Raw genomic sequence first — 21,297 nt, forward strand, 5'->3', positions numbered from 1 at the left:
AAGAATTCCGGCCTCGCGCTGCGCCACAAGCGCCGCTTTACGCAAGCGCCCAGGAGTTAGGCAATGCCTGATCTTTATCACTACCTACAACAGCTGATCAATGGCCTGACCATTGGCAGTACCTATGCCCTGATCGCCATCGGCTACACCATGGTCTACGGCATCATCGGCATGATCAACTTCGCCCATGGCGAGGTTTACATGATTGGCTCGTACGTAGCCTTCACCGTTATCGCCGGCCTCGCCATGTTCGGCCTGGAAGCCGTGCCCTTCGTGATGATCGCGGCCTTCGCCGCCACCATGATCGTCACCAGCGCCTACGGCTACAGCATCGAGCGGGTGGCCTATCGCCCCTTGCGCGGCGGCAACCGCCTGATCCCGCTGATCTCCGCGATCGGTATGTCGATCTTCCTGCAGAATGCCGTGTTGCTCTCACAGGACTCCAAGGACAAGGCCATTCCCAGCCTGCTGCCCGGCAATTTCGTCTTCGGTGAAAGCGCTGCCAACGGCGTGGTGGTGTCCTACATGCAGGTGCTGATCTTTATCGTCACCTTCGTCACCATGATCGGTCTGACCCTGTTCATCTCCCGTTCGCGCCTGGGCCGTGCCTGCCGCGCCTGCGCCGAAGACCTGAAGATGGCCAACCTACTCGGCATCAATACCAACAACATCATCGCCCTGACCTTCGTCATCGGTGCTGCGCTGGCCGCCATCGCCTCGGTACTGCTGGGCATGAACTACGGCGTGATCAACCCGCACCTGGGCTTCCTCGCCGGCATCAAGGCCTTCACCGCTGCGGTACTCGGTGGCATCGGCAGCATCCCTGGCGCGGTACTCGGCGGCCTGCTGCTGGGCGTTGCCGAAGCCTTCGGCGCCGATATCTTCGGTGATCAATACAAGGACGTGGTGGCCTTCAGCCTGTTGGTGCTGGTGCTGCTGTTCCGTCCAACCGGCATCCTTGGCCGCCCGGAGGTGGAAAAGGTATGAGCCGCAACATCAAATCCGCGATTTTCAGCGCCCTGCTGGTGCTGATCATTTCCTACCCGGTCCTGGGCCTGAAACTCTCCACCGTCGGCATCAGCCTGCGTGTGGAAGGCGCAAGTGCCTTCGAACTCTGGTGCATCGGCGGTGCTGCTACGCTGATCTTCCTCTGGCAATTGCTGCGTGACCGACTGACTCCGACCTGGGCCAAACTGCCCAAGCTGCCTAGCGGCTCCGGTCAGCTCGGCAACTTCCTCACCCTGCCCTCCACCCAGCGCTGGATCATCCTGGCGATGGTCATGGTGGCGCTGGTGTGGCCGTTCTTCGCCAGTCGTGGTTCGGTGGATATCGCCACGCTGATCCTGATCTACGTGATGCTCGGCCTTGGCCTGAACATCGTGGTCGGTCTGGCCGGTCTGCTCGACCTGGGTTACGTCGGCTTCTACGCAGTCGGCGCCTACAGCTATGCGATCCTCTCGCACTACTTCGGCCTGAGTTTCTGGATGTGCCTGCCGATCGCCGGGATGATGGCTGCGCTGTTCGGCTTCCTGCTCGGTTTCCCGGTGCTGCGCCTGCGCGGCGACTACCTGGCCATCGTGACCCTGGGCTTCGGCGAGATCATCCGCATTCTGCTGCGTAACCTCACCGAACTGACCGGTGGCCCGAACGGCCTGAGTATCGCCAACGAGAACAAGCCGACCCTGTTCGGTCTGTCCTTCGAACGCCGCGTGCCGGCCGACATGCCGACCTTCCACGGCTACTTCGAAATCGCCTACAACTCGCAGTACAAGGTGATCTTCCTCTACCTGATCGCGTTACTGCTGGTGCTGCTGACCCTGTTCCTGGTCAACCGCCTGCTGCGCATGCCGATCGGTCGTGCCTGGGAAGCCCTGCGTGAAGACGAGATCGCCTGCCGTGCGCTGGGCCTGAACCCCACCGTGATCAAGCTTTCGGCCTTCACCATCGGTGCCAGCCTGGCCGGTTTTGCCGGTAGCTTCTTCGCTGCCCGTCAGGGCCTGGTAACGCCGGAGTCGTTCACCTTCATCGAGTCAGCGATGATCCTCGCCATCGTCGTACTCGGCGGCATGGGCTCTCAGCTGGGCGTTATCCTCGCCGCCATTGTCATGGTGATGCTGCAGGAGATGCGTGAGCTGAGCGAGTACCGCATGCTGATCTTCGGCCTGGTCATGATCTTCATGATGATCTGGCGCCCGCAAGGGTTGCTGCCGATGCAACGTCCCCACCTGGAGCTGAAGCGATGAGCCGCACGATTCTCGAAGTAAGCGGCCTGTCCATGCGTTTCGGCGGCCTGTTGGCCGTCAACGGGGTGGGCCTGAATGTCAAGGAAAAGCAGGTGGTGTCGATGATCGGCCCGAACGGCGCCGGCAAGACCACCGTCTTCAACTGCCTGACCGGCTTCTATCAGCCGAGCTCCGGCAGCATCCGCCTCAATGGCGAAGCGATCGAGGGCCTGCCCGGCCACAAGATCGCCCGCAAGGGCGTGGTACGCACCTTCCAGAACGTGCGTCTGTTCAAGGACATGACGGCGGTAGAAAACCTGCTGATCGCCCAGCATCGCCATCTCAACACCAGCTACCTGGCGGGTCTGTTCAAGACCTCGGCGTTCCGCCGCAGCGAGCGCGAGGCCATGGACTACGCCGCCCACTGGCTGGAACAGGTCGACCTGGTGGACTTCGCCAACCGTAGCGCCGGCACCCTGGCCTACGGTCAGCAACGTCGCCTGGAAATTGCCCGCTGCATGATGACGCGCCCGAGCATCCTCATGCTCGACGAGCCGGCCGCCGGTCTCAACCCGCGTGAAACCGAAGACCTGAAAGCGCTGATCAGCGTGCTGCGTGACGATCACAATGTCACCGTGCTGCTGATCGAGCACGACATGAAGCTGGTGATGAGCATTTCCGACCACATCTACGTGATCAACCAGGGCACTCCCCTGGCCGACGGCACGCCGGACGCTATCCGCAACAACCCGGACGTGATCAAAGCCTATCTGGGGGAGGCGTAATCCATGCTGAGCTTCAACAACGTCTCAACCTTCTACGGCAAGATCCAGGCCCTGCACGACGTCAGCATCGAAGTGCAGAAAGGCGAGATCGTCACCCTGATCGGCGCCAACGGTGCCGGCAAGTCGACCCTGCTCATGACCCTGTGCGGCAACCCGCGCGCCACCAGCGGCAGCATCCGCTACCTGGGTGAGGAACTGGTGGGCATGGATACCCCGGAGATCATGCGCAAGAGCATCGCCATCGTGCCGGAAGGCCGCCGCGTGTTCGCCCGCCTGACCGTCGAGGAAAACCTGGCCATGGGCGGCTTCTTCGGTGACAAGGCGGACAATCAGGAGCAAATGGACAAGGTCCTGCACCTTTTCCCGCGCCTGAAGGAGCGCTTCGCCCAGCGCGCCGGCACCATGAGCGGCGGCGAGCAGCAGATGCTCGCCATCGGTCGTGCATTGATGAGCAAGCCCAACCTGCTGCTGCTCGATGAGCCGTCTCTGGGTCTGGCGCCGATCATCATCCAGCAGATCTTCGACATCATCGAGCAACTGCGCAAAGACGGCGTGACCGTGTTCCTGGTCGAGCAGAACGCCAACCAGGCGCTGAAGCTGGCGGATCGCGGTTACGTGCTGGAGAACGGCCACATCGTCATGCGCGGCAGCGGGGAAGAGCTGCTCAACGATCCTAAGGTACGCGACGCCTACCTCGGTGGCTAAGCGCAACCTGCGACATCGGAACCGCCCTTCGGGGCGGTTTCTTTTTATCTGCGGGAGCGCAACGGTCCACATTGGATCGCCCACAAGCGGGCTCCTACAAACAATAAGACCACCGCTTCCTGTAGGAGCCGGCTTGCCGGCGATCATGGCCTGATGGCGAACTCTTAAGCGAATATTTCCGCCCTCTTGCGTCAGCCTCGACGAGTATTAGTCTCAACAGCTCTACTCTCGCGAGTCCCACTCATGCGCAAGCCTCTGCTCCTGCTACTGGCCATCACCCTGCTGCTGGGCGCCTGCAGCCGTGTCGGCCTGGCATATCGCAACCTCGATTGGCTGATCCCTTGGAAGCTGGGCGACTACGTGGCGCTGACCAGCGAGCAGAGCGCCTGGCTCAAACCCCAGCTGCAGGAGCACCTGGCCTGGCACTGCAGCGTCGAGCTGCCGCGTTATCTCGACTGGCTGCAACGCAGTCAGCAGGCGCTGAGCAACCGTGACAGCGAGCTGATGGCCAGCCAGTTGGCCGACTTCGAGCAAGCCATGCAGCGCATCGCCGTGGAAATAACCCCCAGCACCATCGAGCTGCTGCGCGGCCTCAGCCCGCGTCAGGTCGATCAGCTATTGGCGGCAATGGACGAGCAGAACGCCAAGCTGCGTGAAGAGTTTCTCAAGCCGCCCGTGCAGGAACAGGTCAGTCGGCGCGCCGAGCGCATGGAAGAGCGCCTGCAGCCCTGGTTTGGCACGCTGAACGCCGGGCAGCGCGAGCGGGTGCAGAGCTGGGCACAGGGCCTGGGCGAACAGAACAAGATCTGGCTGGAAAACCGCATGGTCTGGCAACAGGCTCTGCGTGAGGCATTGGAAGTACGCCGTGGCGATGACTTCACTGCGCGCATGACCGCCCTGCTGCAACAACGCGAGCGCTTCTATACCAGCGCCTATCAGGCCAGCTATGAAAGCAACCGTCAGGCCATGGCCGAGATGATCGTCGATCTGGTCGAGCAGGCAGACTCAAAACAGATGGAGCGAGCCGACAAGCACCTGAAAAGCCTTCATGCCGACCTGGCTGCGCAGCAGTGCCAGGGGGGCGAGTCAGTAGTCAGTCGTTGAAACAACGGCAGCCGATAGACTCAGAGTGTCGTGGGGCTACCCAGGCCGTACGCACCAGGTAAGCCGGTGCGCACGGCGCACCCTACGACGCGATCTCGCTATAGCGCCGGCAAGCGCCAGTCGATGGGCGTCATGCCGTTCTGGCTGAGGAACTGGTTGCAGCGACTGAAATGACCATTGCCGATGAAGCCACGATGCGCCGACAGCGGCGACGGATGCGGCGAACGCAGCACCAGGTGCTTGGTCGGGTCGATCAGGCGCTGCTTGCTCTGCGCATGGGCGCCCCAGAGCAGGAACACCAGCTTGGGCTGATGTTCACTGACGACCTCGATCACCCGATCAGTGAAGAACTGCCAGCCCTTGCCGGCATGCGAGCCGGCATTGGCGCGCTCGACGGTCAGCGAGGTGTTGAGCAGCAGCACGCCCTGGTCGGCCCAACTCTGCAGGTAGCCATGGGCTGGAATATCGATGTTCAGGTCGCGCTTGAGCTCCATGTAGATGTTCACCAGCGACGGCGGCGTCTGCACCCCCGGCTGCACCGAGAAGCACAGGCCATGCGCCTGACCCGGACCGTGGTAAGGGTCCTGACCGATGATCACCACCTTGACCTGATCCAGCGGCGTGGAGTTTAGCGCATTGAAGATCAGCGGCCCCGGCGGATAGATTTCCTTGCCGGCCTCCTTCTCCGCCTGCAGAAACGCACGCAGCTCGCTCATGTAAGGCTTGTCGAACTCCTCACGCAGCGCGTGTTTCCAGCTGGCTTCGAGCTTGATGCGGTCGTCGGTCATGCGGTTTTCCTGCGGGTACAAAACGAGTGGAGGCACGCTAGAGAAGGCAGCAAGGCAAGTCAAGGAAGAGCTTGCCGGCAGGGCGAAGGATGCTTTGCTAGCCTTTCGGGAACCTTATCAATCGATGATGCCAAGCCGATGTCTCCCTCTACCGATACCCTGCGCATGGCGTTGCTCAACCGTTTCCTGAAGGGCGAAGCCAGGATTCCGCAAATGCCTGAAGCCGCCGTCCGCATCAGAAAGCTGTTGGACGACCCACGCACCTCGCTGGAACAACTGACCCGCGTGATCACTGGTGACCCGCCGCTGGCCGCGTACCTGATGCAGTTCTCCAATACACCTCTGCTGCGCGGGGAGCGCTCCTGTAGCTCGCTACGCGAACTGCTGGGCCGCCTTGGTACCCGCCAACTGGCAGACCTGGTGCTGGGCTTCAGCCTGCAAAACCTGTTCACCAGCACCGAACCTGCGCTTCAGCTGGCATTTCGCGCTCGTTGGCGCAGTGCCAGGGAGCGCGCCGCCCACTGCGCGGTACTGGCACAGCGCACAGGCATGTCACTGGACGATGCCATGCTCGGCGGCTTGCTACAGGACATCGGCAGCCTGCCGCTGCTCTCGGAGCTGGAGCACTGGCCGAACGTGCCGCGCGCGAGCGACACGCTTCAGGAGCTGTGCGAGCGCCTGTCCGGCGACCTCGGCGCCCTGGTCCTGACCCGCTGGCAACTGCCCTCGGCGATCATCGAGTCCACTCGTCTATACGGACGGTGGCAGCGCGAGCATGACGGCGCTGCCGACCTGGCGGATCTGGTCCTGCTTGCCAGTGCCCTGCAGACGAGCCAGACGCTACAGGGGCCGCTACCAGCGCAGGTAAAACTGGGGCTGGAGCAGCCACTTGGCGAGCTGAGGCAGGAGCTGGCGGGCGAACTGCAACTGTGGAAGCGTCTGCTCGCCTGAAGCGCCTGCTATGCAGCCTCATCAGGCACATGGATGCAGCTTGTCCTCCCTCTGGAGCAGGTCGAGACTCTTCTGCACGCCCCATGCAGGAGGACATATGAGCGACTCGAACGGTATCAGCCGCGAGCGCCTGGAACAGGCGCTCGCCCACTCCACCTTTGCCCAACTGCTCGGCGCCGAACTGCTCGACTTCGCGCCAGGCCGGGTCAGCCTGCAGGTGCGCAGCCGTCCCGACCTGTGCCAGCACCATGGCTACATGCATGGCGCGGTGGTCGGCTTCATGGTCGACAGTGGCTGCGCCTGGGCAGCGGCGTCGATGGTTGGCGATGTGGTCACCAGCGAATACAAGCTCAACCTGCTCGCACCCGCGCTTGGCGAACGCCTGCTGTGCCGCGCCGAAGTGCTCAAGGCCGGGCAGCGCCAGGCAGTGTGCCGAGCCGACGTGTTCGCCGTGAAAGACGGCCAGGAAAAGCTGGTGGCCACCGGTCTGGCGACCATCGCGCGGGTATAGCAGGCGCGCGACTAACCCTGATGCAGCGTCCGGTAATGACTGGGCGCCATGCCCACCACCTTGCGAAACAGCCGCGAGAAGTAATACGGATCCTCATAGCCCAGTTGCTCGGCGACCTGACGCACCTCGATGTCGCCGCGATCGAGCAGGCGGCATGCCAACGCCATCTTCAACTGAATGAAGTCCTGGATCGGCGCGTGACCGGTCAGCGCGCGGTAGGTCTTGGCGAAGTGAAAGCGTGACAGCTTGAAGTGCGCCGCCAGTTCGTCGAGGTTGAGGCTACCGTTCAGGTGCTCGCGCATCACCGCCTGCACCGCTTCGATATCCAGCACCCGCCCGGATTTCAGACTGACCCGCGCCGGTAGTACCGCCAGCGAACTGAGCATCGCCTGCAAGCGGTGCGCAGCATGGATGAAGGGCAATGCGTTTAAGCCCTGGCGCTGCAAGCCCAGCAACGCCTCGAAATCGCCGATCAGCCTGGGCTGCACGCCAATACGCCGGTGCGGTTGAGTGCCCATCAGGCGCAGGAAGTCCTCGCCGAGACTGCCGTCGAAGTGCACCCAGTAGATCGTCCAGGGGTTTTGCCCATCGGCGCCATAGGCATGCGGCGCGTCCTTGGGCAGCAACAGCAAATCGCCAGCGGCGACCTCGAATCGTCCATCCTCCGTTTCCAGCCAACCCCTGCCGGAACGGCAATAGATCAGCAGGTGATCGTCCGGCTGCAGGCGCCGCATCTGGTGTCCGGCCGCCTCCGGGTAAAAGCCCATGGCCAGGGGATAGCAGCCAGAGCTGAGCACATGGCGCGCCAGCAGGCGGCGCAAGCGCGGCGGCGTGATGAAGCGCTGTCCGCCAAGCGGCAGCGGCCAATTGGAGGTTTCCACCCGCATGCCCATACCCACCACTTCCTTCCATAACGAACCGAATGACAAGATCGTCCATCTCAAGACCAAGATCGTCAATCCACAAGTAGGCGGCGAGTGGCTATAAAGAACCCCATACAAGAACAACAGGAGGCGACCATGCCCATTACCCTGCCGCAACTGATCGATGGCCAGTGGCAAACCAGCCAGGCCGATGAGCTGATCGAAGTCACCGACCCGGCCACTCAGGAGGTAATCGCCCTCACCCCCAAGGCCACTGCCGAGGAAATCGAAGCGGCAGTAACCGGTGCACAGAAAGCCTTCCTCGCCTGGCGCGAAGTACCGGTATCGGAACGCGCCCGCCTGATGCTGCGCTACCAGCACCTGCTCAAGGAGCATCACGACGAGCTGGCGGAGATTCTCGCGGCGGAAACCGGCAAGACCTTCGCCGACGCCAAGGGCGACGTCTGGCGCGGTATCGAAGTGGCCGAACATGCCGCCAACATCGCCAGCCTGATGATGGGCGAGACAGTGGAGAACGTCGCCCGCGAGATCGACACCGCCAGCTGGATCCAGCCATTGGGCGTGTGCGTCGGCATCACCCCGTTCAACTTCCCGGCGATGATCCCGCTGTGGATGTTTCCGCTGGCCATCGCCTGCGGCAACACCTTCATTCTCAAACCCTCGGAACAGGACCCGATGACGCCCAATCGTCTGGCCGAACTGTTCCTCGAAGCTGGCGCACCGGCCGGCGTGCTGCAGGTGCTGCATGGCGGGCGCGAGCAGGTCGATGCGCTGCTGGTGCATCCACTGGTACGCGCGGTGTCCTTCGTCGGTTCAGTGACGGTAGGCCAGCATGTCTATCGCACCGGCACTCAGCATCTGAAACGCGTGCAGGCCTTCGCCGGGGCCAAGAACCATATGGTGATCATGCCTGACGCACCCAAGGATCAAGTGCTCAGCAACCTGCTCGGCGCCAGCTGTGGCGCGGCCGGTCAACGCTGCATGGCGATCAGCGTGGCGGTGTTCGTCGGCGAATCGAAACAGTGGATCGACGAGCTGGCAAAGCAAATGGCCGAGCTGTGCCCTGGTCACTGGCAGGACAGCGGTGCCGCCTATGGCCCGCTGATCAGCCCGCAGGCACGCCAGCGCGTACTGCGCCTGATAGAGGAAGGCAAGGCCGAAGGCGCCGACTGCCTGCTCGACGGCTCGCACTGCGCGGTGGACGGCTACCCGGACGGCAACTGGGTCGGGCCGACACTGTTCCGTGGCGTGACGACGAAGATGGGTCTGTATCGCGAGGAGATCTTCGGCCCTGTGCTGGTGTGCATGGAGGTTGCGACCCTGGAAGAAGCCATCGAACTGGTCAACGCCAGCCCCTACGGCAACGGCACCAGCCTGTTCACCCGCTCCGGCGGCGCTGCGCGGCATTTCCAGCACGCGATTGAAGTCGGCCAGGTGGGCATCAACGTGCCGATTCCGGTGCCGCTGCCGTTCTTCTCCTTCACCGGCTGGAAGGGTTCGTTCTATGGCGACCTGCACGCCTACGGCAAGCAGGCAGTGCGTTTCTATACCGAAACCAAGACGGTGACCAGCCGCTGGTTCGACGACACACCGCTCGGCGATGGCCCGAACATGACTATTCAGCTGAAATGAGAACCGGGTGACCGTTTCTTAGACTAATAGACGATCACTCGAACTGGACGAGCGGCGTAAAACTGTTCTCTGCAGAACAAAAACAAGGAGAACTGCAATGCGCCAACTGTCCGCCACACTGGCCCTGTGGGCCGCACTTACCGCCTGTGCGCAGGCTGCCGAGCCCATCACCCTCGGCCTCAACTACCCGCGCACCGGACCATACAAGGAGGAGGGATTGGCGCAGATGCGTGGAGCCCTGCTGGCCATCGATGAAATCAACGCCGCTGGTGGCGTGCTGGGTAGACCTTTGCGCCTGTCCAGCAAGGACACTGCCTCACGTCCGGCCAAGGCAGAGAAGAACGTCGACAAGCTGGCCGCCGAGGGTGCGGCGATGCTCTTCGGTGGCTCCTCCAGTGCGGTCGCCATCGCCGCAGGCAAGCGCGCCAAGCAGCACGGTCTGCTGTACTTCGGCACCCTCACCTACTCCAATGACACCACTGGCAAGGATGGCCACCGCTACATGTTCCGCGAGTGCAACAATGCCTGGATGAGCGCCCGAGTGCTCGGCCAGTACCTGAGCAAGACCCTGCCGAACAAGCGCTACTTCTATGTCACCTCCGACTACACCTGGGGCCACACCACCGAGGCCTCGCTGCGTCAGGCCACCGCCACCGACAATACCGCCCAGCACACCAGCGTGCGCATCCCCTTCCCAGGTGCGCGCCTGGCTGACTATCAGGACGCGCTGACCCAGGCCGCCGCCAGCAACGCCGAGATCCTCGCCCTGGTGCTGTTCGGCGAAGATCTGGTTCGCGCCATGCGCATCGCCAAGGACCTGGGCCTGACCGAGCGCATGCAGATCGTCGCGCCGAACCTGACCCAGAGCATGGTCGAACAGGCCGGTCCCAACCTGATGCAGGGCGTGATTGGCACCGAACCCTGGACCTGGCGTGTCCCGGCGCTGGAAAAATCCGCTCGTGGCGAAGCCTTCGTCGAAGCCTTCAAGACCCGCTACGAGATGTACCCCTCCAGCTCTGCCGCATCGGCCTACAGCATCGTCCAGCAATGGGCCGACGCCGCCACGCGAGCCAAGAGCCTCGACAGCGAAGCGCTGATCAAGGCGCTGGAAGGCCACAGCTACACCTTGCTCAAGGACGAGCAGCAATGGCGTACCTTCGACCACCAGAACCTGCAGACGGTCTACGCGGTCAAGGTCAAGCCGCGCGACGAGGTGCTCAAGGACCCGCTCAAGCAGGACTACTTCGAGATCGTCGACCGCCTCGATGCCAGCAGCGCACTGCCCAACCTCGCCGAGTGGCAGGCCGAACGACGCGCCGGCGACCAACCCCTGACCTTGCAATGAGATGCCATGGACTTCGAACTCAGTGATGAACAACGTCTGTTGACCGACAGCGCCCGCGCCTTCGCTGCGCGGGAGTTGACACCCCACGCTGCCAAGTGGGATCGCGAGCAGCACTTCCCTGTCGAAGTGATTCGCCGCGCAGCTGAACAGGGCTACCTGGCTCTGTATCTGCGCGAAGAAGATGGCGGCCTGGGCCTGTCCAGGCTCTCCAGCTCACTGATTTTCGAACAACTGGCGGCGGGCTGCGTGGCCACTACCGCCTACCTGAGCATCCACAACATGGCCACCTGGATGCTCGCCAGCTTCGCCGACCAGGCGCTGAAGGATGCCTGGTTGCCGGGACTGATCAACGGCCAGTTGCTGGCCTCCTACTGCCTGACCGAACCGGACGCTGGCTCCGACGCTGCCAACCTGAGAACCCGCGCGCGGCGCGACGGCAGCGACTATGTGATCGACGGCAGCAAGTGCTTCATTTCCGGTGCAGGAAGCACGCAGGTACTGATCGTCATGGCGCGTACCGGCGAGGATGGTGCCAAGGGTGTTTCCTGCTTTCTGGTACCTGCCGATGCGCCCGGCGTGCGCTACGGACGTAACGAGGACAAGATGGGCTGGAAAGCGCAGCCGACACGCACCATCAGCTTCGAAGGCGTGCGCATTCCTGCCAGCCACCGCATCGGCCCGGAAGGTGAGGGCTTCGTCTACGCCATGAAGGGCCTCGATGGCGGGCGCATCAATATCGCCAGTTGCTCGCTCGGTGCGGCCCAGGCGGCGCTGGAGCAGAGCCTGCGCTATGTAGAAGAACGCAAGCAGTTCGGCAAGCCGCTCAGCGAGTTCCAGGCCTTGCAATTCAGGCTGGCCGACATGCTCACCGCCCTGACCGCCAGCCGGCAGATGGTGCGCCTGGCTGCGCACAAGCTCGATCTGGGGCATGGCGAAGCCAGCCTGTACTGCGCCATGGCCAAGCGCTTCGCCACCGACCAATGCTTCGACCTGTGCAACGAAGCGCTGCAACTGCACGGTGGCTACGGCTATCTGAATGACTATCCGCTGGAGCGCTGGGTACGCGACGCCCGCGTGCACCAGATACTGGAAGGCACCAACGAAATCATGCGGGTGATCGTCGCCCGTCGCCTGCTCCTGCAAGGCGGCATGCTCGATCGCCTGCTGTAAGCGTTTCCCCCTCTCCCCCGTCCCTCGCCCATCAATGGCTGAGGGGGAGAAAATTGACGAGGACCGTTATGAGCACCGCCATCGAAACCTATAAATCCGGCATCTTCGACCTGACCCACAAGCTCACCGTGGAAAAGCACGGCCACACCGCGCTGATCACCATCAACCATCCACCGGCCAACACCTGGGACCGCGACTCGCTGATCGGTCTCAAGCAGGTGGTCGAGCATCTCAACCGTGACGACGAGGTGTACGCCCTGGTGGTGACCGGCCAGGGGCCGAAGTTCTTTTCCGCCGGCGCCGACCTGAACATGTTCGCCGATGGCGACAAGGCCCGTGCCCGCGAGATGGCACGGCGCTTCGGTGAGGCCTTCGAGACCCTGCGCGATTTCCGCGGCGTGTCCATCGCCGCGATTAACGGCTACGCCATGGGCGGCGGCCTGGAGTGCGCGCTGGCCTGCGATATCCGCATCGCCGAACGCCAGGCACAGATGGCCTTGCCGGAAGCCTCCGTGGGCCTGTTGCCCTGCGCCGGTGGCACCCAGGCCCTGCCCTGGCTGGTAGGCGAAGGCTGGGCCAAGCGCATGATCCTCTGCGGCGAACGCATCGACGCCGAAACCGCCCTGCGCATCGGCCTGGTCGAGCAGGTGGTGGACACTGGCGAAGCACGCGGCACAGCCCTGCTGCTGGCATCCAAGGTGGCGCGGCAAAGCCCGGTGGCGGTACGTACCATCAAGCCGCTGATCCAGGGTGCCCGTGAGCGTGGCTCCAACACCTGGTTGCCGGAAGAACGCGAGCGCTTCGTCGACCTGTTCGATGCCGACGACACCCGCGAAGGGGTCAACGCCTTTCTGGAAAAACGCGACCCGCAGTGGCGCAACAAATGATCCGCGGCATCGTAGGGTGCGCCGTGCGCACCGCAATCGGCCAGGCCCGTAGGGTGGATGTCGCTTTTTACATCCACCAGAACCGCCCCGCACCACGCTGGAAACCTATATGAACCTGCAATTCGAAGAACGCCCCAGCCTGCACGGCTACCGCATCGGCATCGCCAGCCTGGACGCGGAAAAGAGCCTCAACGCCCTCTCCCTGCCGATGATCGAAGCACTCGACGAACGCCTGAAGGCCTGGGCAGAAGACTCGACCATCGCCTGCGTGATGCTGCGCGGCAACGGCACCAAGGCCTTCTGTGCCGGCGGCGATGTGGTGCAGTTGGTCAATCAGTGTCGCGAACAGCCAGGCGAAATACCGGCCCTGGCACGACGCTTTTTCGCCGACGAATATCGCCTCGACCATCGCATCCACACCTACCCCAAACCCTTCATCTGCTGGGCCCATGGCCACGTGCTGGGTGGCGGCATGGGCCTGATGCAGGGCGCAGGTATCCGCATCGTCACGCCGAGCAGCCGACTGGGCATGCCGGAAATCAATATCGGCCTGTACCCGGATGTCGGCGGTAGCTGGTTCCTGGCGCGGTTGCCGGGTCGCCTTGGGCTGTTCCTCGGACTCACTGCCGCCAGCATCAATGCCCGCGATGCGCTGGACCTGAACCTGGCCGACCGCTGCCTGCGCGACGACCAGCAAGAGGCACTGCTCGAAGGTCTGGTGCAACTGAACTGGCGCGAACAAGCCGACCTGCAACTGCACAGCCTGCTGCGCGCGCTGGAGAACGAAGCACACGGCGAACTGCCGCCGGCCCAATGGTTGCCGCGCCGCGAGCGTATCGATGAGCTGCTCGACGTCGCCGACCTGCCGGCTGCCGTACATGCGCTCAACGCACTGCAAGCGGATGACGACGCCCTGCTCGCCCGCGCCGCCAAGACCCTGGCCAATGGCTGCCCGCTGACGGCGCACCTGGTCTGGCAGCAGATACGCCGCGCCCGCCACCTGTCGCTGGCCGAGGTGTTTCGCATGGAATACGCCATGAGCCTGAACTGCTGCCGCCACCCGGAATTCCCCGAAGGCGTGCGCGCCCGCCTGATCGACAAGGATCAAACGCCACATTGGCACTGGCCGGACGTGGCCGCAATCCCGGACGCCGTGGTCGAAGCGCACTTCGCGCCAGCCTGGGAGGGCGAACACCCGTTGGCAGATCTGTAAGCGCGGGTCGGTGCGTACGGCGCACCCTACATATAGCCCGGATGCGCTCCGGGAGAGCTCACAAGCAATCCTCGAACAATGACAATCGATGCGCGAAGCGCCCAATAGAAAGGAAAGCTGCCATGACCAAAACCGCCTTTATCGGCCTCGGCCACATGGGCCTGCCCATGGCCCGCAACCTGCTCAGGGCGGGTTATCCGCTGACAGTCTTCGACCTGGTGCGCAGCGCCGTCGACACCCTGGCTGGCGAAGGTGCCGTGGCGGCCGATAGCGCCACCGACGCCATCGATCAGGCACAGGTAGTGATCAGCATGTTGCCGGCCAGCCGTCATGTGGAAGGCTTGTACCTGGGCGATGAAGGCCTGCTTGCGCGGCTGCCCGCCGGCACGCTGGTGATCGAGTGCTCGACCATCGCCCCGGAGTCCGCGCGCAAGGTGCACGCCGCCGCCCGCGAGCGCGGCATCGCGCTGCTCGATGCGCCGGTCTCCGGCGGCACCGGCGGTGCAGCAGCCGCCACCCTGACCTTCATGGTGGGTGGTGAAGCCGAAACGCTGGAGAAAGCCAGACCGCTGCTCGCCGCCATGGGCAAGAACATCTTCCACGCCGGCCCCGAGGGCGCCGGCCAGGTGGCCAAGGTGTGCAACAACCAGGTGCTCGCCGTGCAGATGATCGCCACCGCCGAAGCCATGGCCATGGGCGTCGCCAACGGCCTGGAGCCGGCCGTGCTGGCCGAGATCATGCGGCAGAGCTCCGGCGGCAACTGGACGCTGGAGAAGTACAACCCCTGGCCCGGCGTGATGGAAAACGCCCCTGCATCGAAAGGCTACAGCGGCGGTTTCATGGCCGAACTGATGGCCAAGGACCTCGGCCTGGCCCAGGAAACTGCCAGCCACAGCGGCAACAGCACACCGATGGGCGCCCTGGCCTTGCAGCTGTACCGCCTGCTGCTCAAGCAGGGCAAGGGCAAGCAAGACTTCTCGGTGGTGCAGCAGTTGTTCGTGGAATAGCGCCTACAGCCAGTGCGCATACATGCACAGTCGCACTGCCGCCGTAGGGTGCGCTGCGCGCACCGGGGCTTTTCCCGATAGGCCGGTGCGCATGGCGCACCCTACACGGAGCCTAACGCAGGGTCAGGCCGAACGCCTCGTCGCTGAAGTCGAAACAGTTGAGGAAGCGGCGAATCTCCAGCAGGTTGCCGTCGACCTTCACATCGCCGAGCAGCGCGCCCTTGACCAGGCCACCCTCACCGGTCAGCAGGGTTTCCATGAAGCGCTTGTCCATGCTCAGGCGCAACTCGGTGCCTTCGGGAATGCCTCTGTGCAGTTGCGCGACGCCGCGCCGGACCTCCAGCGCCCATTGCTCGTCCACGTCGGGGAAGCTGAAGCCCAGGGTCAACTCGACATCGCCGGCCTTTTCCGGGTCGATACGAGTCACCCAGTTCTGCAGGAAGCTCTGCGGGGTGAAGCTGCGCACCATGTCCGGCGAAAGGAACACCTTGCGCATCTCCACCGAGCGCTGGCGGATGACGTCGCCGTCGAGCTTGCCCTCCAGCTCCATGGCGCTCATCAGGTACCAGTTGCGCCAGTTGATGTTCATGCTGGCATAGCCCAGTTTGCGGAAGCTGCGCGCCTTGATCTCGCGCGCCAGCGCGTCTTCGTGGTCGACGCGAATGGCATAGCCGGACAATTCGGCAGCCCACTGGTAGTCGCCCTTGAGGTAGGCATTGCCAGCTTCCAGCAGCAGTTTTTCACGGCCGCCGGCGAGGGCGATCAGGCGCTCGGCCTGCTGCAGTGGCGGCGTCGGATCAAGGTCCACCGGGTCACCCTGGAACCAGCCCAGGTAACCGTTGTAGATCTGCCGCACGCTGTGCTTCACCGTGCCGTAGTACTCGCGCAGGTAGGGCGTGTAGCCGGCCAGATGCGGCGGCAGTTTGACCTTCTCCACCAACTCATCGGGCGTCAGTCCCTTGTTCATCCAACGCACGGTCTGGTCGTGAATGTAGGCGATGCCATCGCGGGTCATGCGCAGCACTTCCTCGACCTTGTCCTGGCCGCTGACGGGCCGACCATGCAGCGGCACCATATGCTCGGCCTGGTAGGCGCGCAGCTTGTCCAGGCTCTCGACCCACTGCACCGGATCGCGGAACTTGGTGCCGCGCAACGTGTGGATGTTCGGCAGTGTCGGGCCCTGATCAACCTCGGCGCTGATCAGCACACGGTTGGCCGGCAGGTACAGAGTGATCTCGTCCGGCGCCTCGCTCGGCACGTGTAAAAACTGCACATCGAGGCCGGCGATAGTGGTGTCCAGGCGCTCGTCAAAGGTCACGGTTGGCGCGATGAAGGACGACGGCTCGGGCCTGACCAACGGGCCGATGCCACCGTTCATACCCTCCTGATCGCTGGCCGGCAGGAAGGAACCGAAGCTGTACGCCGAACGCACGCCGAGAATCGGTCCGACCAGCGCGCCCTGCGCCACCACATTCTGCAACAGGGTCTCATGGGCGAAGATCTGCACCTCGCCGCGCTCCACCTGCTCGCGGCTGACGAACGCCTGCACACCGTTGATGTGATCCGGATGAAAGTGGGTGTAGACCACCGCCTTGACCGGCTTGTCGGTGAGCTTGCGGAACTCGGCCATGATCTTGCGCGACTCGCTGACCGACTCGCCGGTGTCGACGATGATCAATCCCTGCGGCGCCTCGATCATCACCACGTTGCCCAATTGCCAGCCGACCGCCGAATAGACGTTGTCGGCGACGCGGTAGAGCTGCTGGGCGAACACCTTGGTGTGGGCAGCCAGTTCGGCGTTGATACTGGCCTCGATACGCTCGGCTGGCAGCTCGGCATAGGCGCTCAATGGCAGGGCGGCGGCCAGCAACAGGCCGCTGAAGCGAGAGAATGGGCTCATGGTGTTGGAAGGTCTTGTTGTTGGAGTACTGGCAGGTTGGCAAAGGCCGACCAATAATTCCAATGCATTCGAATAGAAAACCTAATGCAGGAAGCGCATGAACGACCTACGCCAGCTCCGCCACTTCGTCGCCCTCGCCGAACATCAACATTTCGCCCGCGCGGCAGCGGCCGTGCACCTCAGCCAGCCGGCGCTGAGCCGCAGCATCCAGGCACTGGAAAGCCAGCTCGGCTGCACCCTGGTGGACCGCCACAGTCGTGGCGTCAACCTCACCGCCCATGGCCGCCTGGTGCTGGAGCACGCACGCCGCCTGCTTGCCGGTAGCCTGGCGCTGAGCAATGCGGTCAATCAGTTGGGCAATCTGGAGGCCGGCGAACTGCGCCTAGGCGCCGGCCCCTACCCGGCCGCGCGCCTGATACCGCAGGCGCTCGGGCAGTTGTTGCAGCGTTATCCGCGGGTGCAGGTGAAACTGGACATCGCCAACTGGCTGGAACTGCGCGACAGCCTGCTGGACTCGGCCATCGAGCTGTTCGTCGCCGATATCCGCGAATTGCAGGACGACACTCAGTTGCACATCGAACCACTGCGCGTGCACGAGGGCGTGCTGTTCTGCCGCCCGGCTCATCCGCTGCTGCAGCGGCGCAACCTGCAGCTGCGTGACCTGCTCGACTTTCCCCTCGCCGGCACACAGCTGCCAGAGGTGGTCGAGCGCAGCCTGGGTCAGGCCAGCGGGCGAGCGCAACCGTTGAGCGTGCAATGCGACAATTTCCTGGTGCTCAAGCGCCTGGTGGCCGACAGCGATGTGCTGAGCATGGCGCCCTGGGACGTGATCGCCGACGAACTTCACAGCGGTCAGCTTGCTCTGCTACCACTGTTGCCCCAGGGCCAGCATCAGCATTCGGCCTATGGCCTGGTCAGCCGCGCAGGCCACAGCCTGTCGCCAGCGGCGCAGGCCATGGTTACAGCGATTCGCCTGGTGGATGAACAGACGCCGCGCGCCGGGCACGCGGCGGATTGAGAGAGGCTTACCAGCGCCGCTCGCCGCTACGACGATGTTCGTTATTGCTGCGCCCGTTGGAGAAACGATGCTGCGTGTTGCGGCCTGCCTCCCAGCCGCGCTGAATCTGCCCGCTGCGATGCTCCTGACGACGCTGGTCGCGGCGATAGTCATGTCGCGGCGGCTGGTGCTTGTAGCTGTCGCGATAACCGCGATCGTGACCGTAGTGATGACGCGGCGGCGGCGCCGGTACGTAGCGCGGAGGAGCCGGGTAGTAATTATGCCGACGCTCCTCGTAGTAGTAGCGTGGCGGCGGGTAGTAATCGCGCCGGTAACCGTCGTGGTAACGATAGCCATGGCCGTTGTGATAACCACGGTCGTAGCCATCGCCATAAACGGCGCAACCGGAAAGCATCAAGAGCAAGGCGGAAAACAGCAACTTGTAGGGCATGGCGGCCTCCTGTGACCGCTGGGACGACGCCGACCGATGTCGGCCTCCGGGATGGTGATCCCTGAGGCGTCAGACAGCGCCGCCCGCAACAGGTGCGATTCATTTCGTCGGCTGTGACCGACGGCGCAAAACCACAAGCGCACAGGACAATCGGCCTGTCGCTGGCATGGCATTCGCTTGCTCAGCGCCGTGGAAAGCCGATCCATGCACAGGATCGCCAGTGGTAGCGAATCGTAATGGCCGACTAGGGTTCCGGCTCGTCAAACGGCGAGTGGCTGGTCCGAGAGTGGGCGACCTCATGCAGCGGCGGGAAGCCGCGGGGTTACACGGCGGGACAAAAGCCCGGGAGAACGCGCAGCCAGACTGCCGGCTTTCCCGCTTTCGTCCATGACCCGAGGTTTCCATGTCCATTCGCTCCCTGCTCACCGTCCTGCTCTGCGCCTGCCTGCTTGGCGCTCCGACAGCCCAGGCCGCGCCTAAAACCTTCAAGCTGTGCTGGTCGATATTCGCCGGCTGGATGCCCTGGGGCTACGCCGCCGAACAGGGCATCGTGAAGAAGTGGGCGGACAAGTACGGCATTGACATTCAGGTGCAGGAAGTGCCGGATTATGTCGCATCCATCGAGCGCTACACCGCCGGCCAGTTCGACGCCTGCAGCATGACCAACATGGACGCCCTGACCATTCCCGCTGCTGCCGGCAAGGACAGCACCGCGCTGATCATCGGCGACTTCTCCAACGGCGCCGACGCCCTGCTGCTGCGCGGCAGCGGCAAGAGAATCCAGGACCTGAAAGGCAAAAGCGTGCTGCTGGTGGAGAACTCGGTCTCGCACTACCTGCTCAGCCGTGCACTGGAGTGGGCCCTGCTCGATGAAAGCGACGTGACCATCATCAACGTCTCCGACACCGAAATCGCTGATGCCTTCCTCGCCGGCAAGGGCGACGCGGTGATCACCTGGAACCCGATCCTCTCCGAAATCCGGCGCAAGGCCGAGGTCAGCCAGGTGTTCAGCTCCAATCTGATTCCCGGCGAAATCCTCGACCTCACCGTGGTCAGCAGTCAGACCCTGGCTCAGCATCCGGAATTCGGCCGCGCACTGACCGGCGCCTGGTTCGAGACCCAGCGCCTGCTCGGCCTGCCTACCCCGGCCGGTCGTGAAGCCCGGGCCAGAATGGCAGCCGCCGCCGGCACCACCGCGGAAGATTTCGACGCCCAGTTGGGCACCCTGCGCTCGTTCTACTCACCGCGCACCGCGCTGAACTTCGCGCGTACCGGCAAGCTGCCGGACCTCATGCAACGGGTCGCGCGCTTTGCCGATGCGCATGGCCTGCTGGGCAAGAGCGGCATGGGCCTGACCAATCTGGGTATGGAATTCAGCGATGAAAAGCCGCTTGGCAACCCGCAACGCATTCTGCTGCGCTTCAACCATCGCTATATGGAGCTGGCAGCCGAAGGGGCGCTGTAACGCCCCATCGCACAGCAAACCGATCACAGGCCGCACCAATAACGCGCACCTGCTGCAGCAAGCAGCGGCGAAAACCCCGAGATAGAAGCCTCGACTAGCTGGCACGATGTTCGCTACGGACCCAGCGTGCAGGAACACCCCGGCTCGCCGGGATCGCGGCACCACAATTTGCCAATAGCCGGCTAGGGTTCCGGCTCGCCACAGGCGAGCGACTGGTCCGAGAGCTAGCGACCTCCAGCGAGGTTACACGGCGGGACAAAAGCCCGGGAGAACGCGCCCCATCCGTGGGGACCGCCGCGAACTCCTGCCCGCCCCTGTCAAACTGGAGGTTCATCATGGGTACGCCCCACTCGCATCAGCGGCAACCAGCCGTCCCCCCCAAAGGCCCGAAATCAGCTCGCCCTTGCGCCTGCTAGCTGCGCACGCATTTCGTTCCAGGCCCGACGAGGACTATCCATGCGCCTGATCAACCGCCACCCGGATCGCAGCAGCCGCCTGCTGCTGATCCTGCTGCCTTTCGCCCTGCTGCTGTTCGTCTACTTCAGCGCCTCGACCAGTCGCCTGGCCGAAAACCCCAACGACAAGCTGCTGCCCAGCGCCAGCCAGATGGTCGATGCCATCGACCGCCTGGCCTTCAGCGAAGACAAACGCAGCGGCCAATACCTGTTCTGGCAGGACACCGCCTCCAGTCTGCAACGCCTAGGGCTCGGCCTTGGCATCGCCGCGCTGCTGGGCCTGGTGCTGGGCATCGCTGCCGGTAGCGTGCCACTGTTCGGCGCGCCGTTGTCGCCGCTGCTCACGGTGCTGTCGATGATTCCGCCGCTGGCGATCCTGCCGATTCTGTTCATCGTCTTCGGCCTCGGCGAGCTGTCCAAGGTGATGCTGATCGTCATCGGCATCACCCCCTGCATCGCTCGTGACATCGAACAGCGCGCCCGTGAAATTCCCGGCGAACTGCTGATCAAGGCGCAGACCCTGGGCGCCAACTCCTGGACGTTGATCCTGCGCCTGGTGCTGCCGCAACTGATGCCACGCCTGCTGATCTCGCTGCGCCTGATGCTCGGCTCGGCCTGGCTGTTTCTGATCGCCGCCGAGGCCATCGCATCGACCGATGGCCTCGGTTACCGCATCTTCCTGGTACGTCGCTACATGGCCATGGACGTGATCCTGCCCTACGTCGTATGGATCACCCTGCTGGCCTGGCTGATGGATCTGGGCCTGCGCCAGGTGCTGCGCCTGTGCTTCCCCTGGCATGAAGGAGGCAAGGCATGACCCTGTTC

20 protein-coding genes and 2 riboswitches are annotated in these 21,297 nt (G+C 63.6%); of the genes, 16 read left to right on the top strand and 4 right to left on the bottom strand.

Annotated elements, in window-relative coordinates; all coding sequences use genetic code 11:
* Positions 1-63: 63 nt before the first annotated feature.
* The 5 genes from livH to GV002_RS22965 all read left to right on the top strand — a co-directional run bounded on the left by livH (position 64) and on the right by GV002_RS22965 (position 4,816).
* Positions 64-987, top strand: a complete 924-nt coding sequence (gene livH, locus GV002_RS22945) for a high-affinity branched-chain amino acid ABC transporter permease LivH (protein ID WP_004423699.1) — start codon at positions 64-66, stop codon at positions 985-987.
* Entirely contained in the window at positions 984-2,243 is a 1,260-nt protein-coding gene (locus GV002_RS22950; RefSeq protein WP_160020570.1) for a high-affinity branched-chain amino acid ABC transporter permease LivM, read from the top strand. Before livH ends, GV002_RS22950 begins: the two co-directional genes overlap by 4 nt.
* Positions 2,240-3,007, top strand: a complete 768-nt coding sequence (livG, locus tag GV002_RS22955; protein ID WP_160020571.1) for a high-affinity branched-chain amino acid ABC transporter ATP-binding protein LivG — start codon at positions 2,240-2,242, stop codon at positions 3,005-3,007. Before GV002_RS22950 ends, livG begins: the two co-directional genes overlap by 4 nt.
* A 3-nt stretch (positions 3,008-3,010) precedes the next feature.
* Positions 3,011-3,712 (top strand): ABC transporter ATP-binding protein, encoded by a 702-nt coding sequence (locus tag GV002_RS22960; RefSeq protein ID WP_160020572.1) that lies wholly within the window; start codon positions 3,011-3,013, stop codon positions 3,710-3,712.
* 243 nt (positions 3,713-3,955) lie between these two features.
* Positions 3,956-4,816 (top strand): DUF6279 family lipoprotein, encoded by an 861-nt coding sequence (locus GV002_RS22965; protein WP_160020573.1) that lies wholly within the window; start codon positions 3,956-3,958, stop codon positions 4,814-4,816.
* A 98-nt stretch (positions 4,817-4,914) separates the two neighbouring features.
* Here GV002_RS22965 and ung read toward each other — a convergent pair whose 3' ends face one another.
* A complete protein-coding gene (gene ung / locus GV002_RS22970; RefSeq protein WP_160020574.1) occupies positions 4,915-5,604 on the bottom strand; it encodes a uracil-DNA glycosylase in 690 nt (229 codons plus the stop codon).
* Between the two features lie 138 nt (positions 5,605-5,742).
* On the opposite strand from ung, the gene GV002_RS22975 reads away from it, so the two are divergent.
* Positions 5,743-6,555, top strand: a complete 813-nt coding sequence (locus GV002_RS22975) for an HDOD domain-containing protein (protein ID WP_160020575.1) — start codon at positions 5,743-5,745, stop codon at positions 6,553-6,555.
* Between the two features lie 97 nt (positions 6,556-6,652).
* Positions 6,653-7,066 carry a PaaI family thioesterase gene (locus tag GV002_RS22980; protein WP_074675450.1) on the top strand — a complete coding sequence of 138 codons (414 nt, stop codon included), beginning with the start codon at positions 6,653-6,655 and terminating at the stop codon, positions 7,064-7,066.
* Positions 7,067-7,077: 11 nt separating this feature from the next.
* Here GV002_RS22980 and GV002_RS22985 read toward each other — a convergent pair whose 3' ends face one another.
* Positions 7,078-7,959 (bottom strand): AraC family transcriptional regulator, encoded by an 882-nt coding sequence (locus GV002_RS22985; protein ID WP_160020779.1) that lies wholly within the window; start codon positions 7,957-7,959, stop codon positions 7,078-7,080.
* A gap of 126 nt (positions 7,960-8,085) precedes the next feature.
* Between GV002_RS22985 and GV002_RS22990 the strand changes: the two genes are divergently transcribed.
* The 6 genes from GV002_RS22990 to mmsB all read left to right on the top strand — a co-directional run bounded on the left by GV002_RS22990 (position 8,086) and on the right by mmsB (position 15,204).
* Positions 8,086-9,582 (top strand): CoA-acylating methylmalonate-semialdehyde dehydrogenase, encoded by a 1,497-nt coding sequence (locus GV002_RS22990; protein WP_160020576.1) that lies wholly within the window; start codon positions 8,086-8,088, stop codon positions 9,580-9,582.
* A gap of 97 nt (positions 9,583-9,679) precedes the next feature.
* Positions 9,680-10,927 (top strand): ABC transporter substrate-binding protein, encoded by a 1,248-nt coding sequence (locus tag GV002_RS22995; protein ID WP_160020577.1) that lies wholly within the window; start codon positions 9,680-9,682, stop codon positions 10,925-10,927.
* Between the two features lie 6 nt (positions 10,928-10,933).
* A complete protein-coding gene (locus GV002_RS23000; RefSeq protein WP_160020578.1) occupies positions 10,934-12,097 on the top strand; it encodes an acyl-CoA dehydrogenase family protein in 1,164 nt (387 codons plus the stop codon).
* Between the two features lie 68 nt (positions 12,098-12,165).
* Entirely contained in the window at positions 12,166-12,984 is an 819-nt protein-coding gene (locus GV002_RS23005) for an enoyl-CoA hydratase (RefSeq protein ID WP_160020579.1), read from the top strand.
* Positions 12,985-13,093: 109 nt separating this feature from the next.
* Complete coding sequence (locus GV002_RS23010; protein WP_160020580.1) at positions 13,094-14,197, top strand: enoyl-CoA hydratase/isomerase family protein; 1,104 nt, start codon at positions 13,094-13,096, stop codon at positions 14,195-14,197.
* Positions 14,198-14,319: 122 nt separating this feature from the next.
* Complete coding sequence (gene mmsB / locus GV002_RS23015) at positions 14,320-15,204, top strand: 3-hydroxyisobutyrate dehydrogenase (protein ID WP_160020581.1); 885 nt, start codon at positions 14,320-14,322, stop codon at positions 15,202-15,204.
* Positions 15,205-15,316: 112 nt separating this feature from the next.
* Here the strand turns inward: mmsB and GV002_RS23020 are convergent, their stop codons facing one another.
* On the bottom strand, positions 15,317-17,104 hold the full coding sequence (locus GV002_RS23020) for an alkyl/aryl-sulfatase (RefSeq protein WP_160020582.1): 1,788 nt from the start codon (positions 17,102-17,104) through the stop codon (positions 15,317-15,319).
* Positions 17,105-17,201: 97 nt separating this feature from the next.
* Here GV002_RS23020 and GV002_RS23025 point away from each other — a divergent pair, with 97 nt between their 5' ends.
* A complete protein-coding gene (locus tag GV002_RS23025; RefSeq protein WP_160020583.1) occupies positions 17,202-18,122 on the top strand; it encodes a LysR family transcriptional regulator in 921 nt (306 codons plus the stop codon).
* A 7-nt stretch (positions 18,123-18,129) separates the two neighbouring features.
* Here the strand turns inward: GV002_RS23025 and GV002_RS23030 are convergent, their stop codons facing one another.
* Entirely contained in the window at positions 18,130-18,552 is a 423-nt protein-coding gene (locus GV002_RS23030; RefSeq protein WP_160020584.1) for a hypothetical protein, read from the bottom strand.
* 233 nt (positions 18,553-18,785) lie between these two features.
* Positions 18,786-18,903, top strand: a riboswitch (guanidine-I (ykkC/yxkD leader).
* Positions 18,904-18,955: 52 nt separating this feature from the next.
* Here GV002_RS23030 and GV002_RS23035 point away from each other — a divergent pair.
* Positions 18,956-20,017, top strand: a complete 1,062-nt coding sequence (locus GV002_RS23035) for a putative urea ABC transporter substrate-binding protein (protein ID WP_160020585.1) — start codon at positions 18,956-18,958, stop codon at positions 20,015-20,017.
* A gap of 171 nt (positions 20,018-20,188) precedes the next feature.
* Positions 20,189-20,289: riboswitch (guanidine-I (ykkC/yxkD leader) on the top strand.
* A 184-nt stretch (positions 20,290-20,473) separates the two neighbouring features.
* On the top strand, positions 20,474-21,289 hold the full coding sequence (locus GV002_RS23040) for an ABC transporter permease (protein ID WP_108234276.1): 816 nt from the start codon (positions 20,474-20,476) through the stop codon (positions 21,287-21,289).
* Positions 21,290-21,297 lie beyond the last annotated feature (8 nt).

The organism is Pseudomonas sp. 8O (assembly GCF_902506495.1).
GTDB lineage: Bacteria > Pseudomonadota > Gammaproteobacteria > Pseudomonadales > Pseudomonadaceae > Aquipseudomonas > Aquipseudomonas chaetocerotis.

Excerpts from the sequence above, each read along its gene's own strand:
- livH (WP_004423699.1), top strand. The coding sequence starts at position 64 with ATGCCTGATCTTTATCACTACCTACAACAGCTGATCAATGGCCTGACC.
- GV002_RS22950 (WP_160020570.1), top strand. The coding sequence starts at position 984 with ATGAGCCGCAACATCAAATCCGCGATTTTCAGCGCCCTGCTGGTGCTG.
- livG (WP_160020571.1), top strand. The coding sequence starts at position 2,240 with ATGAGCCGCACGATTCTCGAAGTAAGCGGCCTGTCCATGCGTTTCGGC.
- GV002_RS22960 (WP_160020572.1), top strand. The coding sequence starts at position 3,011 with ATGCTGAGCTTCAACAACGTCTCAACCTTCTACGGCAAGATCCAGGCC.
- GV002_RS22965 (WP_160020573.1), top strand. The coding sequence starts at position 3,956 with ATGCGCAAGCCTCTGCTCCTGCTACTGGCCATCACCCTGCTGCTGGGC.
- ung (WP_160020574.1), bottom strand. The coding sequence starts at position 5,604 with ATGACCGACGACCGCATCAAGCTCGAAGCCAGCTGGAAACACGCGCTG.
- GV002_RS22975 (WP_160020575.1), top strand. The coding sequence starts at position 5,743 with ATGTCTCCCTCTACCGATACCCTGCGCATGGCGTTGCTCAACCGTTTC.
- GV002_RS22980 (WP_074675450.1), top strand. The coding sequence starts at position 6,653 with ATGAGCGACTCGAACGGTATCAGCCGCGAGCGCCTGGAACAGGCGCTC.
- GV002_RS22985 (WP_160020779.1), bottom strand. The coding sequence starts at position 7,959 with ATGGGCATGCGGGTGGAAACCTCCAATTGGCCGCTGCCGCTTGGCGGA.
- GV002_RS22990 (WP_160020576.1), top strand. The coding sequence starts at position 8,086 with ATGCCCATTACCCTGCCGCAACTGATCGATGGCCAGTGGCAAACCAGC.
- GV002_RS22995 (WP_160020577.1), top strand. The coding sequence starts at position 9,680 with ATGCGCCAACTGTCCGCCACACTGGCCCTGTGGGCCGCACTTACCGCC.
- GV002_RS23000 (WP_160020578.1), top strand. The coding sequence starts at position 10,934 with ATGGACTTCGAACTCAGTGATGAACAACGTCTGTTGACCGACAGCGCC.
- GV002_RS23005 (WP_160020579.1), top strand. The coding sequence starts at position 12,166 with ATGAGCACCGCCATCGAAACCTATAAATCCGGCATCTTCGACCTGACC.
- GV002_RS23010 (WP_160020580.1), top strand. The coding sequence starts at position 13,094 with ATGAACCTGCAATTCGAAGAACGCCCCAGCCTGCACGGCTACCGCATC.
- mmsB (WP_160020581.1), top strand. The coding sequence starts at position 14,320 with ATGACCAAAACCGCCTTTATCGGCCTCGGCCACATGGGCCTGCCCATG.
- GV002_RS23020 (WP_160020582.1), bottom strand. The coding sequence starts at position 17,104 with ATGAGCCCATTCTCTCGCTTCAGCGGCCTGTTGCTGGCCGCCGCCCTG.
- GV002_RS23025 (WP_160020583.1), top strand. The coding sequence starts at position 17,202 with ATGAACGACCTACGCCAGCTCCGCCACTTCGTCGCCCTCGCCGAACAT.
- GV002_RS23030 (WP_160020584.1), bottom strand. The coding sequence starts at position 18,552 with ATGCCCTACAAGTTGCTGTTTTCCGCCTTGCTCTTGATGCTTTCCGGT.
- GV002_RS23035 (WP_160020585.1), top strand. The coding sequence starts at position 18,956 with ATGTCCATTCGCTCCCTGCTCACCGTCCTGCTCTGCGCCTGCCTGCTT.
- GV002_RS23040 (WP_108234276.1), top strand. The coding sequence starts at position 20,474 with ATGCGCCTGATCAACCGCCACCCGGATCGCAGCAGCCGCCTGCTGCTG.